Genomic DNA, 14,120 nt, shown 5'->3' with positions numbered 1-14,120 from the left:
GTCTTGCCTTGAGGGCGTGCCCCGACGTCCTCGCGCCGCCCTGTCCGCCGTGCTGCTGGTCCTCGCGTGCCTGCTCGTCCCGGTCGGTGCGGTCTCGACGTGGGCGAAGTACGAGATCGAGGACGCCGACGCGTACGTCGCCACGATGGCGCCCCTCGCCTCCGACCCCGCCGTCCGCGACGCCGTCACCGCCGCGGTGACCGACTCCGTGGCGAAGGAGATCCACGCGGGCCCGCTCCAGTCGGCCGTCGAGTCCTTCCTCCGCGACGCCGTGCACTCCTTCACCGAGACCGGCGCCTTCCAGGCCGCGTGGAACGCCGCCAACCGCGCCGCCCACGACGCCGTCCAGTCCGCCCTCACCCACGACTCCGACGGCGCCGTCACCATCGACCTCGCGCCCATCACCGAGCAGGTGAAGCACCAACTCACCGAAGAGGGCACGCCGTTCGCGAACCGCATCCCGGTGCGGCACACCGAGGTCACCGTCATGAAGGCACAGGACCTCAGCCACTTCAGGAAGGGGTTCCGCATGCTCCAGGTCGCCGGTCTGTGGCTGCCCGTCGCCGCCGTCCTGCTCGCCGTGGGCGGCATCCTCCTCGCCGTGCGCCGCCGCCGCGCGGTCACCGCCACCGCGCTCGGCGCGGCCCTCGGCGCGGGCGTACTCGCCGCCGCCGTCGCGGTCGGCCGCGGGCTCACCCTCGACGACCTGCCGCCCGACGTGTCCCGCGCCGCCGCGGGCGCCGTCTACGACGCGCTCACCGACACGCTGCGCACGGCGGCCTGGGTGATCGTCGGCGTCGGGCTCGTGGTGGCGCTGGGGGCGTGGCTGAGTGGGCGGCTGCCGCGGGGCGGGCCGGGGGTGCCGCGTCCGCACCGCCCGTCCCGGCCCTTCGGCACCTTCCGGCCCTTCCGGCCGGGGACCGGCCCCACCCCTCCGCAACCTGCCCCTCCGCAACCCGCCCCCCGCTCGCCCGCGTCCTTGAGAGAAGATCTGTAGCGAGCGAGAACACACCCCGGCGACGAGAGGGCGCCCCTTGGAGCACGTGACGGCACCGCCGACGCCCCCCGAGGCCGAACCCGATCTCTCCGCGGACGAACGGCGGCCGCGGAGCCACCGGGTCGCCGCGTGGACCGCCGGACTCCTCCTCGCCGCGGTGAGCGCCGTACTCGGCTGCCGTATCGCCGACACCGACGGCATCACACCCGTCCCCCAGGCCCTGGCCTTCCTGCCGTGGCTGCTCGCGCCAGGCGTGGCGGCGCTGCTGCTCGCGGCGCTCGGGCGGTTCCGCGTCGGGCTGGTGTGGGCGGTGGCCGTGCTCGGCGGTCTCGCGTGGTTCATCGAGCCGTACGGGAAGGTGTCCGACCCGGAGGGGCCGCCGGTCGCGGAGATACGGGTCCTCGCCTCCAACGTCGAATTCGGGCGCGGGGCACCGGGGTTGATCAAGACGATCCGCGAGCGCAAGCCCGACCTGGTCTTCGCGTCCGAGTGCGACGCCGCGTGCGCGGGAAAGCTCCGCGCCGCGCTGCCGAACGCCGCCTACCCCTACCGGCAGGCCGTCTCCGGCAACGGCGCCGACGGCTCACTGATCCTCAGCAACCTGCCGCTGAAACCGGCCGCCGGGGTGCGCGGCACACTCGGCATGCCCGGCGCGGTCGCCGACGTGAAGGGCATTCCCGTACGCCTCCAGCTCGCGCACCCCATGCCGCCGACGCCCGGCGACGTCGACCGCTGGCGCACGGAGCTGGGCCGCCTCCGCGACTTCGCCTCCGCAGGCAACGGGCAGCCCACCCTCCTCGCCGGCGACTTCAACGCCACCCAGGACCACGCCGCGTTCCGCCACATCCTCGACACGGGCCTCCGCGACGCCGCCCGCCTGGCCGACGCCGCCCGCACCCCGAGCTGGCCCACGTCCCTCCCCCGCCCCTTCGGCACCCAGATCGACCACGTCCTCGCCACGGACGACTTCGCGGCCCACAACGCCCGCTTCCTGGAAATCGGCGATACGGACCACAGGGCGCTGCTGGTTGACCTGACCCTGCACCGCCAGCCGAGCTGACCGCCGTCAGGCTATTTCCCGCCCACCCGCCCTGACTTGCCCTTCGGGAGGCAGTCGGCACATCAACCACGCGTTTCAGCCCGTCGAGGGGGTCCAGGGAGCGGAGCCCTCTGGACCCGGGAAGGGGCGGGACTGAGGAGAGCCTCGCAGAGACTCGCTCTGATTCCTCTTCCACTTCCTACGCAACCGCGTGCCTTCGGCGCAGGACGCGTCGAGGTGGTTCAGGGGGCAGTGACTCAGGTGCTCGATGTACGCCGCGTAGTACTCCGAGGCCAGCTCTTCAAGACCGGTCAAGGCGCCACCCTCCAGTCGGCGAGGGAGAGCAGCGCGCGCAAGCGTGCGGTGGCGCAGAGCTCGCCGGGGTATTGCGGCAGGACCACCCAGGCCGCCGCCACCGTCAAGGGGCCGACTCGCGGGACGCCGAGATAGCTGTCCGTGCTCAGACGTTCCTCGGCGCCGCCCCAGTCGGCAGCCGGGTCCACGAGCACGTAGTACGGCCGATCGCACCCCCGTGTGTCCCGGATGACCGGACCGTGCAGCCAATCGGCCAAAGCCACGGTCACCGTGGTCGGCTTGTCGCTGCCCACTGCGGCGTGGACGCGTTCGGCAGGGACGCGCACGGCGTCGAAGCGGCGACCGAGCGGCAGCAACGCGACGCCCTGCCTGGCCCACTCCCCGCGGGCCTGGTCCGGTAGGGGGTGAGCTTTCGCGAGCCACTCCGCGATGGCTCGGCTTTCGGTCCCTCTGGGACTGGTCATCCCTGCCTCCCGCTGGATCTGTCCGCCCGCCAGGGACGTCGCGACAATCGGTGATCGCCGGTCAACACAACGTAGATCCGGGTACAACGGAGGTGGGCACGCAAAGCGCGTGCCTGCTACGGGGGACGGCTCGTGGACTCTTCCCGCATCGGCCGCCGCATCGCCTTCTGGCGGCAGCGGCGGGGCTTCACGCAAACCGAATTCGGCCGCCTCATGGGGCAGACGAAGCGGTGGGTGCAGGACCTCGAGGGTGGGAAGCGTCAGCAGGATCCGCGCCTGTCGGTGTTGGTACGCGCGGCCGAGGTCCTGCGCATCCCCCTGGAGCAACTCTTGTCCGATCGCCCGTCCGGGCCGACTGCGGGCAGCACCCCGCCGACGGGTGCCGTCGGGGTCGTCGATGCCCTCTACGAGAGTCCGGATTCAACCGACCCGCCCACGCTCACGGTTCTGCGACAGAGGCTGTTCTACTGCTGCGAGGCGTTTCAGGCGTGCCACTACTCCGCGCTCGCCCGAGAATTGCCCGCACTCGTCGTCGGTGCCAGCAAGGCGGCGCGCAACGCGCCGGTGCACCAGTATTCGGAAGCACAGGCGGTGCTGTCTCGCGTGTACCAGCTGGTGACCTCGTACCTGCACAAGTACGGCGAGGCGACCGCGATTCCGGCCGCGCTCGCCGCCGACCGTGCGCTCGCCGCAGCAGAGCGGTCCGGTGACCCCGTACAGATCGGAGCCGCATCCCGACGAGTGGCCAAGAGCCTGGTGTACCAGCAACGCCCGGAGACAGCAGTCGAGTTCGCGACATCGGCAGCCCGGCGCCTGGCCGACGGGCTGGCCGACCGGGGCACACTCGGGCTGTCCACCCTCGGCATGCTCCACCTGTCCGCCGCCCTGGCCGCCTCTTCGCAGGAACGCACCACCGATCGAGTCCGCGCGGCCGTCGGATTCGTGGACGAGGCCGACGACGTCGCCGACCGACAGGGCTCAGAACTCAATGAGGACTGGACGATGTTCGGCCCGACCAACGTCGGGCTGCACCGGGTGGACGTGCTGATCCGGTTCGAGGACGGGTGGTCCGCACTCGAAGCAGCGGACGACCTCGACCGGGCGTCGCTTGCCGCCATGACGCGCGAGCGTCGAGCCGGATATCACATAGCCGTCGCACGCGCCTCGCTCCTGACTCGGCGCAGAGCGGACGCGGTCGAGGAACTCCTCAAAGCCGACAAGCTCGCGCCTGAAGAGATCGAGGGCAGACCCGACGCGGTGAACCTGGTCAAGGACGTGGTGGGCGCGACGCCGGATCCCGGCGGGCAGTTGCGTGCGCTGGCCCGGCGTTGTGGACTCCCGGCATGACGAAGCCGGTTCTGTACGTGATCGCCTGCGCCGCGGGGCCCACCCAGTACATCGACGAAGGCGTGCGCGTCGCCCAGGCGAACGGCTGGGACGTGTGCCTGGTCCTGTCGCCGTCGGCGGCTCGCTGGTGGGAGCCGCGTAGGGGTGAGCTCGTCGCGCTGACCGGGCACCCTGTGCGCAGCCAGTACAAACTTCCCTGGGAGTCCGACTCCTTGCCGAAGGCCACGGCGATGCTGGTCGCTCCGATGTCCTGCACCACGCTGAACAAGTGGGGCGCGGGCATCAGCGACACCCTCGCGATCGGCCTTCCGTCGGAGGCCGTGAACATGGGTGTGCCCGTCGCCGCGATGCCGTACTTCAACCAGGCCCAAGGGGCACAGCCGGCGTGCGCGCGCTCGATCGCCGCGCTCCGCAGTCAGGGTGTCCTCTTCCTCGACGGCCCGGACGGGTACGAGTCACACGCACCGAAGCAGGGGAACCCGGAGGCGTTCCCGTGGCAGTCGGCCCTCGACGCGGTGCGGAACCTGGTCGACGGGCCCGCATGACGCTCGGGGAAGCTCCCGGGAGGGTCACCCCCGTGGTGACGCCACCGCCCGCGCCGCGCCCACCTCCTGCCGCAGCGGCGCGAGCACGCTCTCCTCGGGCCCGGTGAAATCGGCGGGCACCGGCACGAGGACCTCCACCTCGCGCAGGCCCTCGGCCAGCTCCCGCAACTGCCGGGACACCTCGGCCACTTCCCCGGCTCCGGGGGCGGGGGCTCCGTGCCGCACCCGCACCCGCGCGGCCGTCGTCGCGTCGACGATGCGTTCCACGGCGACGACCAGGGGCCACCACGCGGCGGCCCGCGCGCCGGTCGGCGGGGGCTCGGTCAGGGCCCGCTGGAACTCGGTGCGGATGTCGGAGAGGTCGCGGTAGAGGCGGCGGCGCATGCGGGCGCGGGCGGCGGGGGCCGTGGCCTCGGGGTCGTCGCCGAAGGCGCACTCGACGTAGCGGGCCGTGTCGGAGACGGCGTCGGCGAGGCGGTCGCCGATGCGGGTGTGCCAGCTCTCGGGCCAGAGGAGGTAGCCCGCGATCAGCGCGATCGCGCAGCCGATGAGGCTGTCGACGAGGCGCGGCACGACGAGGCCGAAGCCCTGGTGGTTGAGGACGTCGGAGAGGAGCAGGATGACGGGGGTGATGGCGGCCGTCTGGTAGCCGTAGCCGCGCGGGGTGAGGGCGGGGATGAGGGTGGCAAGGACTAGAACGACCGTTACATCCCACCAGCCTCGTTCCACCGAGGACAGGACCGCGGCGGCCACCACCAGACCGGCCGCCGTGCCCAGCGCGCGCAGCACCGCCCGCGAGAACACCGAGCCGAAGTCCGGCTTCAGGACGAACGTGATGGTCAGGGCCACCCAGTACGAGCGCGGTACGTCGATCAGGGAGACCAGGCACTGCGCGATGCCGATGCACAGGGCAAGGCGCAGGCCGTAGCGCCAGGACGCGCCGGACAGGACGACGTTGCGGGTGGCGCGGCGGGCGCGGACGCGCAGGGCGGCGGGGCGGCCGAGGCGGTCCTCGGCGTGGATGACGGTGAGGGGGTCGGGGTCGGCGAGGGTGTCGGCGGCGTGCCGCAGGGCGTGGTGGACGGCGCGGGCGGCGGCGCCGTGCGGCTGGGGGAGTTCGTCGGGGAGGCCGAGGTCCAGGTAGGCGGCGCGCGCGGGGCGTTCGCCGCGGTCACCACGGGTGCCACGTTCACCGCGGGCCACCGCGTCCGCCAGCTTCCGCATCGCCGCCGCCAGTTCGGGCGGCAGCTTCTCGTCGTACTGGTGGGCGGCGGGGGCCGCCTCGACGACGGGCGTGATGGCGTTGAGTTCGGCGATGAGGCGGACCAGGTCGGGGCTGCGGCCGTGGTCGCGGGCGCGGCGGGCGAGGACGAGGTCGTAGGCCTTGTTGAGGGAGGCGGTGACGTCGGCGCGGGCCTTGTCGTACGCCTCGTCGTCGCCGTCTCCGGTGCCCGCGGCCTCCAGGAGCGCGGCGACGCTGCGGTACGTCGCCGCGACCGCGTCCCGTTCCGGCACACCGGACCGCAGTGGCCAGGCGAGCAGGGCCAGGGCGAGGACGAGCAGGCCGCCGCCCGTCATGAGCGCGGGCGCCAGCCACCACTCACCGGGCAGCGGAAGCCCCGCCCCGATCACGCAGTTGAGCAGCAGCAACAGCCCCGATACGGAGGCGACGGCGCCGATCGTCGACATCATCCCGGAGACCAGGGCGACGAGCGTGACCGCGCCCACCGCCGCCCAGCCGTGGCCGAAGGCGAGGGCGCCCAGGGTGACGCCGAGGGCGCCGAAGAGTTGGGGGACCGCGATGTTGAGGATGCGCATGCGGTACGCGTCCGCGGTGTCGCCGATCACTCCGGAGAGGGCGCCCATCGAGGCGAGTGCGCCGTACGCCGGTTTGCCCGCCGCCGTGCCGATGGCCAGGGGCAGCGACATGGCGATCGCCGCGCGGGTCACGGCTGCCCAGGGGATGGGGGCGGGCTGCGGTTTGAGGGAGCGGACCAGCCAGTCGGGCGGGGTGAGGGGCCTGAGGGAGTGGTTCCGCATGTGACCCATTATCGCGGGGGCGGGGTGACCTGCGCGTACGCGGGGCCCGCGTCGCTGTTCACAGGCCAGGAGCGCACACCGGGAACACACGCCGGAAACAGACGCCGGAAACAGAATGGTGCGGCAGCGCTGAACGCGCTGCCGCACCATCAGTCGGCCCGTCCGGCGCCCGTGGGCGACCGGGCGGAGCCGGTCAGGCTACTTCTGGACCTGCTTCATGGCCTTGGCCAGGCCGTTCGCCCACAGCTGGTTGACGCGGGCGCGCTCAGCCGAGTTGGGCTGGGCGTTCTGGCAGGACGTGCCGGGGCCGCCGCCGGACATCAGCTCGGAGCAGGGGCCCGAGTAGTGGTCGGGGAGGCCGAGGACGTGGCCGGTCTCGTGCGCGGTCACGCGGGTGGAGTTGTACTGCTGGTTCTGGCGGTAGTCGAGGAAGATGTAGCCGCGACCGTGGCCGTCGGTGCTCGCGTACGAGCCGCGCGGGTCGTTGCCCTCGCGGTACGAGAAGCTCGCGCCGCTGGTGCCCTGCTGGAGCTTGACGTTGGAGACGGCGGCGTTCCATATGGAGGTGGACGACGCGATCTGCTGGCGGAAGGTCGGAGCCTGCGCGGCGTTGTACGTCACGGTGACGGCCTTGGCGCCCGGGTTCGCGGCACGCTTCTCGGCGACGGCCTTCACGACCGCCTCGAAGAACGCCTTGTTCGCGGCGGCCTCTTCACCGGAACCCTGGTAGCGGGCGACGGAGGCCGACGTGGACACCGCGGCCGTGTCGGCACCGGCCCGGGGGGAGTCGGCGGCCGAGGCGACGGTCGACGTTCCGAGCGCGGCGGCGGCGAGGCCGAGGGCGGCGGCGACGGACAGGTAACGCTTGTGCATGTGGGGGGCTCCCTACTCGTTCGGTGAAAGGTGAACGTTTCGGTACCCGTGAGTGTCGGGGAGCCACGGCGCCTGCGGATGATGGCAGATGGCGATAGGTCGGTGCTATCGCCGCACATCCGGACACCGGTCATACGTGCCAACTCATGGGGGTGCGTAGGGGTTTGGGAGGCTGGTGTGAGCACGTCAGCCGTTCTAGTCTCACGCCCATGGAGCTCGAGGTCAGGCATCTCCGCGCACTCTGTGCCATCGCCGACACCGGAAGCCTGCACAAGGCCGCCCGCCAACTCGGCATGAGCCAGCCCTCCCTGACCACCCAGCTCCGCCGCATCGAGCACGCCGTCGGCGGCGAGCTGTTCGCCCGCGAGCGCACCGGCTGCCGTCCCACCCCGCTCGGCCGCATCGTCCTCAGCCGGGCCCGGCCCCTCGTCGTGGAGATGCGCGCCCTGGTCAGCGAGGCCCGGGCCGCGGCCACCCGCGCCGACGACGGCACCCCGCAGCTGCGTATCGGCTCCACCGCGAGCCGCGCCATACCCGGCTGGCTGCGCCGGCTGCGGCACCGCAGCCCCGGCATCGAGACCTCCCTCCAGATGGACGTCTCCGCGAACGCGCTCCTGCAAATGGTGGCCAGCGGTCAGCTTGACATCGCCTTCGTCCACGAGGTCGAGGGCTCCCCCCTCCGCCTCCCCGACGGGCTCCGCAGACGGGTCCTCGTCGACCGTGAGCCCCAGTTCGTCTCCCTCGCCGCCGACCATCCCGCCACCCGCAAGGACGTCGTCCAGCTCACCGACCTCGCCGCCGACCGGTGGATGGTCGACCCGACCGTCGATGGCGAATGGGACGGATTGCAAAGGGTGCTGAGGGAGGCCGGACTCAGTCCGCGGGTCCTGCACGGGGATTACCTCACCGCCGCCACCCTCGTCGCCACCGGCGAAGTCGTCACCGTCTGCCAGCCCACCTCCGTGGCGAGACCCGACATGGCCGTCAGACCCCTGGCCGGTGATCCGCTCGGGGTCCGGCTGCTCGTCGCCGCCCGCACGACGGCCGAGCTGGACGCGGTCTACGGCGAGCTGGAGGCCGCGTACTGGGAGGCCGCGGCAGAGTCCCCGGCCTATCAGGACTGGCTGCTCGGCAACAGACGCAGCGGCGACGCGGGAAGCGGCGGCAGACGCGGCAACAGAGACATCCCCTCGTCCTCGGTCCCGAGCCTGGCCCCGGCGCCCGCCCCCCTGGCGATACCGGCCCCCATCGCCGCCCCCGTCCCCATCGCCTCGCCCGTCCCCGCCGCGGCCACCGCCCCGCCCCCGGACCTTGGTCCCGCCCCTTCTCAGGACCTTCGCCCCACCCCCCTCTGAACCCCACCTGACCTGCGGTTTATACCGTTTTACGGTTCCGCGTCACGGTATCCGGCCGGTTGTTACGTTCCCTACGGATGACGCACACATCGCGCCCGTAGCTTCATATCCGTCGCCACCGCAAAGGGGCACAAAGACGGACAGTACGCAAGCCAGCCACGAGGGAAGTCCACGCCATGCGCGCCACCCGACGCACCATCCGCACCGCCGCCATCGCCACCGGCGCGATCGCCGCGCTCGCCGTCCCCACCACCGCCGCGTTCGCGGACGCGCCGTCGGCCCCGCGGCCCCAGGTCGCGCCGGGCGACCAGGCCGACGGCGACCAGACGCCGACCCCCGACCCGACGCCCACGCCGGACGACAAGGTCACCCCCACGCCGGACGACAAGACGACCCCGGACGACAAGACCACGCCCGACGACAAGACCGACCCCGACAAGCCCGTCCCCGGCGGCTGGGAGTCCAAGGGCACTGTCTCGCTCGGCGGCGGCTGGACCGCGGACGTCGAGGTGAACGCCTCCGCCCGGTCCGCCAAGGCGCAGATCTCCCTGGACGGCACCCCGAAGGGCTCGCTGAGCGCCGAGGGCCGGTCGGCGAGCACGAAGATCGACGGCTACGCCTTCACGCTCACGTCGGACGGCTCGGTCAGCAGGTCCGGCAGCGGGGACCAGGACAACGAAGACAAGGACAAGCCGGTTCCCGGCGGCTGGGTCTCCAAGGGGAGTGTGAGCCTCGGCAACGGCTGGACCGCCAAGGTCGACGTCAACGCCTCCGCCCGCAGCGCCAAGGCCCAGATCTTCCGGAAGGGCGCCCCGAAGGGCTCCGTGCAGGCGTACATCAAGCCCGCGTCCACGAAGATCGGCGGCTGCGTCTTCACCCTCACCGCCGACGGCACGCTCACCAAGACCGGCAAGCCGACCCCGCCGAAGCCCAAGCCGGGGCCCGCGAAGAAGCGCACCTTCGTGCGCGAGTACCCGAACCTCGGAAAGACCGGCTTCGACGCCAAGGTCTACAGGACCAAGGGCGGGTACGAGGCCGACCTGATCGCCAAGGCGCCCGGCGGCGGCAAGAAGATCGTCTGGGACACCCTGAAGCAGCGCGGCGACAAGGCCGCGTACGGGCAGCACAACGGCGCCCACTTCGTCCTCAACCCCGACGGCACCATGAAGGGCTGGGTCGAGGGCGGCGCCAAGCCGAAGCCGCACCCCACCCACCACACCGGCTCCGGTGCGGGGACCGGCGCCGACCGGACCGTCCCGCAGGGCGGCGTGCGCGCGGGCGCCGAGAACGCCTCCCCCGCCTCGCACGGCACCCCGCTGGTCGCCGCGGGCGGCGGCATGGCGGCGCTCGGCGCGGCGGGCCTGGGCTTCGCGATGTACCGGCGCAAGCAGCAGGGCAACTAGCAGGATCTGATACGTGGTCGGGGCGCCCTTCCGGTGGAGGGGCGCCCCGACCACGTACTCACGCCACGTACAGAACGCCTGCTCAGACGCCGATGTCGCAGCCGTCCTCGCGCCACACCGACACGACCGCCGGGCGGACGAGCTTGCCGGGGCCGTCGGGCCAGGCGCTCGCGGGCTTCTCGACGGACGCGCCGTCGACCTCGCCCGGGTGCTGCACGGCGACCAGGACGCGGCGGTCCTGGACGAGCGGGCCGCAGGTCTCCGCGCCCTTCGGCATGGTGAGGAACTGCTTCAGTTCACCGCGCCGGCCGCCCTTCGTGGCGACGCCGAACAGGCCGTCGTGGGAGCCGAGCTGGTTGCCGTCGGTGGAGATCCACAGGTTGCCGTGCGGGTCGAAGGCGACGTTGTCGGGGCAGGAGATGGGGCTGACCTTGTCCTTGGGGAAGCCCGCGAAGTAGGTGGCCGGGTCGTTCGGGTCGCCCGCGACGAGGAAGAGGTTCCAGCCGAAGCGGGTGGCCTCCGGGCGGTTGCGGGACTCGGTGAGCTCCAGGACCTGGCCGTGCTTGTTGAGGTTGCGCGGGTTGGCCTCGTCGGCGCCGTCCTTGCCGGGCTTGCCCCGGTCGGTGTTGTTCGTCAGGGCGACGTACACCTTGCCGGTGGCCGGCGAGGGCTCGATGTCCTCGGGGCGGTCCATCTTCGTGGCGCCGACCTTGTCACCGGCGAGGCGCGTGAAGACGTACACCTCGTCGGCGGTCATGCCGTCGACGTGCGAGACGGCCTTGCCGCCCGCGTACGCGGTGGCCAGCGGGATCCACCTGCCGCCGCCGTCGAACTCGCCGTCGGACGGCAGCTTGCCCGTGCCGTCGATCTCCGCGGCCGGGGAGTCACCGGTGAACTTGGCGACGTACAGGGTGCCCTCGTCGAGGAGCGTCAGGTTGTGCTCGCGGGCCCAGCGGGAGTTGCCCTTGGCCATGCGCTTGCTGCTGACGAACTTGTAGACGTAGTCGAAGCGCTCGTCGTCGCCCATGTACACGACCGGGCGGCCGTCGCGGGTCAGGCGCGGCTGGGCGCCCTCGTGCTTGAAGCGGCCGAGCGCGGTGCGCTTGCGCGGGGCGGAGTCCGGGTCGTACGGGTCGAGTTCGACGACCCAGCCGAAGCGGTTGGGCTCGTTCGGCTCCTTGGTGAGGTCGAAGCGGTCGTCGAAACGCTCCCACTTGCGCTCGGACTCCCCGCCCGCGACGCCGTAGCGCTTCAGGCGCGCGGCCTGCGTCGGGTCGGTGACCTTCTCCGCGTTGGCGAAGTACTGGTTGAAGTTCTCCTCGCCGTGCAGCGTCGTGCCCCACGGAGTGGTGCCGCCCGAGCAGTTGTTGAGGGTGCCGAAGACGGTGACGCCGCGCGGGTCCGCCTTCGTGCGGACGAACTCGCTGCGGGCGGCGGGGCCCGTGAGGTGGAACTTGCTGGTCACCGTGAGGCGGCGGTTCAGGTGGTGACGCGGCACGGGGCGCAGCGCGCCGCTCTTGCGCTCGCCCTCGACCACGACCACGGACAGGCCGTGGGCCGCCCACGCGATCTCCACCTGCTCGCGGGTGGGGTTCTTGGCGTCGTACCCCTTGAACATGAGGATTTCGTCCGTGTACTCGTGGTTCGCCACGAGGACCTGGCGGCCGTGGTCCTCCCCGTGCCGCTCGCCGGGCAGCGGCAGCAGGCTCAGGAAGTCGTTGTTGTAACCGAACTGGCCCGCCTGCGCCTTGGCCGACTGCTTGTCCGGGTCGAAGGCCGGGGCGCCGCGCAGGATGGGCTCGCCCCAGCGGATCACCACGTTCTGGCCGTAGCCGCCGGGGACGGTGACCGTGTCCGCGGTGTTGGGCGCGACGGGGGTGAAGCGGAGGCCCCGGGCCGCTTTCTTGGCCGCGGGTTTCCTCCGGGTCGCCTCGGCGGCGGGGGCCGCCTGTGCCTCCGCCGCGCCCGGGGCCAGGGCGAGGCCGCCCGTCGCGCTCGCCGCGACCGTGACGACGGCCGCGGCGCGCATCATCGAGCGGCGGCTCAGCGCGCCCGCTATGACATCGCCCAAGTACTCGTTGTCGCTGGTGTTGGGCACCGGGTGGAAGCAGGCGTCGCCACAGCGGAACCGGCACGTCATGGCCGAGCGGCCGCCGGAGCCGCCCGGGTGTGAGGTGATCAGGGGCAGCAGCTTGCGCACGGGGTCCTCCATGGGTGGCCGGTTGACGGCGCTTTGGCTTCTTTTTGCCGGTGATTCCGGCTGGAGGCTAAGGGTGGGGGTCTGCCCGCTGGGGGACTGCGGGTGAACGGAGGGTGAATCCATGTCCGTTCCCGCCCACCCACCCCGCCCGGGCTCCGCCCGCACCGGCCCGGCCGCCCGGCCCCGGAGGCCGCCCCGTCCGGCCCGTCTGCTCGTCCCGGGAGGCGGCCGCTAACCTTACGTGTCCCTCATGGCCAGGGGCTGGCGCCGGGAACAAGTCATGCGAAGGGTTGGGCATATGGGCATTCTGGGACGTCTGCGAGCTGTCTTCCGACGGAAGTCCGCCTCTGCCTCTACGGTTTCTGAGGCCGACTCGGCCTCGGGGTCGGGAGCGGCCTCGGGGTCGGCGGAGGCCTCTGCGGTTTCCGCGTCGCCGAGCGAACCGGCGTCCGGCTCGCCCACGCCTGGCGCGGGCTCGGCGGATTCCGCTGCCGCGGAGGGCTCGGCGTCGGGCTCGGCGTCGGGCTCGGCCCGGTCGACGGAGGCTTCCGCTGCCGCGGAGGGCTTGACGTCGGGGGCTGCTTCGGGGGCTCCGTCGGCTTCTGCTTCGGCGTCGGCCAGTCCGGCGGAAGTCTCGGCGGCGCATTCGGGGGCGCTTCTGGGGGCCTCGGCGGAGGGTGCGCCCAGGTCGGCCGTCGGTCGGCGCTCGGCCGCGGAGGCGCTGGTGGCCGAGGCCTTCGACAACGTGTCGGTGCGTGTCCCGGCCCGCCGCTCCGCGGCGGATGACTCCCACCCGCCCACCCGTGACTCCCAACATCAGGGTGACCCCACGGCAACACCCACCCAGCCCACCGCAGCCGCCGAGGCTCCCACCGACGTGACGGCCCCCGAGCCCCCGTCCGACCCGGCACCCATCAACACCGAGCACCCGGCCGACCCGGCACCCATCAACACCGAGACCCCGGCCGACCCGGCAGCCACCGACACCGAGACCTCCGCAGGCCCGGCAACCGCCACCGCCGAGCACCCGGCAGCCCAGGCAACCACCGCCGCCGAGACCTCCACAGATCCGGCAACCGCCACCGCCGAGCACCCGGCCGACCAGGCGACCACCGCCGTCGAGGCCCCAGCCGACCAGGCAACCACCGCCGTCGAGGCCCCAGCCGACCAGGCAACCGCCACCGCCGAGGCCCCAGCCGACCAGGCAACCGCCACCGCCGAGGCCCCAGCCGACCAGGCAACCGCCACCGCCGAGACCCCGGCAGCCCCGGCGCCCACCGCCGCCGAGACCCCGGCAGCCCCGGCGCCCACCGCCGCCGAGACCCCGGCAGCCACCGAGGCACCCACCGACGCCGACCCACAGGCGGCCACCGAGCCGCCCACCGTCGTCGACCCGCAGGCAGCCCCCGAGACCGAGCCGCAGGCTCCCGCACCCGTCGCGCCCGAGCCCGCCACCCCGGCCACCTCGGAACACGACACCCCGGCAGAGCCCACCACCCCGGCCACCCCGGAACCCAACACCCAGGCCAAGCCCACCACCCC

The 14,120-nt window shown here is 72.7% G+C and carries 10 protein-coding genes and 1 pseudogene; 7 read left to right on the top strand and 4 right to left on the bottom strand.

Going from position 1 to position 14,120, the window contains the following annotated elements:
- Positions 1 to 16 precede the first annotated feature (16 nt).
- Complete coding sequence (locus IE274_RS23475) at positions 17 to 997, top strand: hypothetical protein (protein WP_229909751.1); 981 nt, start codon at positions 17 to 19, stop codon at positions 995 to 997.
- Between the two features lie 37 nt (positions 998 to 1,034).
- Positions 1,035 to 2,057, top strand: a complete 1,023-nt coding sequence (locus IE274_RS23470) for an endonuclease/exonuclease/phosphatase family protein (RefSeq protein ID WP_190117848.1) — start codon at positions 1,035 to 1,037, stop codon at positions 2,055 to 2,057.
- 290 nt (positions 2,058 to 2,347) lie between these two features.
- Here the strand turns inward: IE274_RS23470 and IE274_RS23465 are convergent, their stop codons facing one another.
- Positions 2,348 to 2,815 carry a hypothetical protein gene (locus IE274_RS23465; RefSeq protein ID WP_190117847.1) on the bottom strand — a complete coding sequence of 156 codons (468 nt, stop codon included), beginning with the start codon at positions 2,813 to 2,815 and terminating at the stop codon, positions 2,348 to 2,350.
- 132 nt (positions 2,816 to 2,947) lie between these two features.
- Between IE274_RS23465 and IE274_RS23460 the strand changes: the two genes are divergently transcribed.
- Together IE274_RS23460 and IE274_RS23455 are read left to right on the top strand one after the other, a co-directional pair.
- Positions 2,948 to 4,162, top strand: coding sequence for a helix-turn-helix domain-containing protein (locus tag IE274_RS23460; protein ID WP_190117846.1), 1,215 nt, complete (start codon positions 2,948 to 2,950; stop codon positions 4,160 to 4,162).
- Positions 4,159 to 4,707 (top strand): flavoprotein, encoded by a 549-nt coding sequence (locus IE274_RS23455; RefSeq protein ID WP_190117845.1) that lies wholly within the window; start codon positions 4,159 to 4,161, stop codon positions 4,705 to 4,707. Before IE274_RS23460 ends, IE274_RS23455 begins: the two co-directional genes overlap by 4 nt.
- Positions 4,708 to 4,731: 24 nt before the next feature.
- On the opposite strand, the gene IE274_RS23450 is transcribed toward IE274_RS23455, so the two are convergent.
- Together IE274_RS23450 and snpA are read right to left on the bottom strand one after the other, a co-directional pair.
- A complete protein-coding gene (locus IE274_RS23450) occupies positions 4,732 to 6,756 on the bottom strand; it encodes an FUSC family protein (protein ID WP_372446970.1) in 2,025 nt (674 codons plus the stop codon).
- Positions 6,757 to 6,945: 189 nt separating this feature from the next.
- Entirely contained in the window at positions 6,946 to 7,620 is a 675-nt protein-coding gene (gene snpA, locus IE274_RS23445; protein ID WP_190117843.1) for a snapalysin, read from the bottom strand.
- A gap of 209 nt (positions 7,621 to 7,829) precedes the next feature.
- Between snpA and IE274_RS23440 the strand changes: the two genes are divergently transcribed.
- Together IE274_RS23440 and IE274_RS23435 are read left to right on the top strand one after the other, a co-directional pair.
- Positions 7,830 to 8,975 carry a LysR family transcriptional regulator gene (locus IE274_RS23440; protein WP_190117842.1) on the top strand — a complete coding sequence of 382 codons (1,146 nt, stop codon included), beginning with the start codon at positions 7,830 to 7,832 and terminating at the stop codon, positions 8,973 to 8,975.
- Between the two features lie 176 nt (positions 8,976 to 9,151).
- A complete protein-coding gene (locus tag IE274_RS23435; RefSeq protein WP_190117841.1) occupies positions 9,152 to 10,378 on the top strand; it encodes a hypothetical protein in 1,227 nt (408 codons plus the stop codon).
- Positions 10,379 to 10,460: 82 nt separating this feature from the next.
- On the opposite strand, the gene IE274_RS23430 is transcribed toward IE274_RS23435, so the two are convergent.
- Positions 10,461 to 12,578, bottom strand: a complete 2,118-nt coding sequence (locus tag IE274_RS23430; RefSeq protein WP_190117840.1) for a PhoX family protein — start codon at positions 12,576 to 12,578, stop codon at positions 10,461 to 10,463.
- A 724-nt stretch (positions 12,579 to 13,302) separates the two neighbouring features.
- On the opposite strand from IE274_RS23430, the pseudogene IE274_RS23425 reads away from it, so the two are divergent.
- A pseudogene (locus IE274_RS23425) lies at positions 13,303 to 14,120 on the top strand (hypothetical protein); the annotation flags it as partial.

Origin of the sequence: Streptomyces flavofungini (genome assembly GCF_014650815.1) — a bacterium.
Lineage (GTDB): Bacteria > Actinomycetota > Actinomycetes > Streptomycetales > Streptomycetaceae > Streptomyces > Streptomyces flavofungini.
Note: the sequence above shows the minus strand (reverse complement) of the source record. Positions and strands in the feature narration are given on the sequence as shown.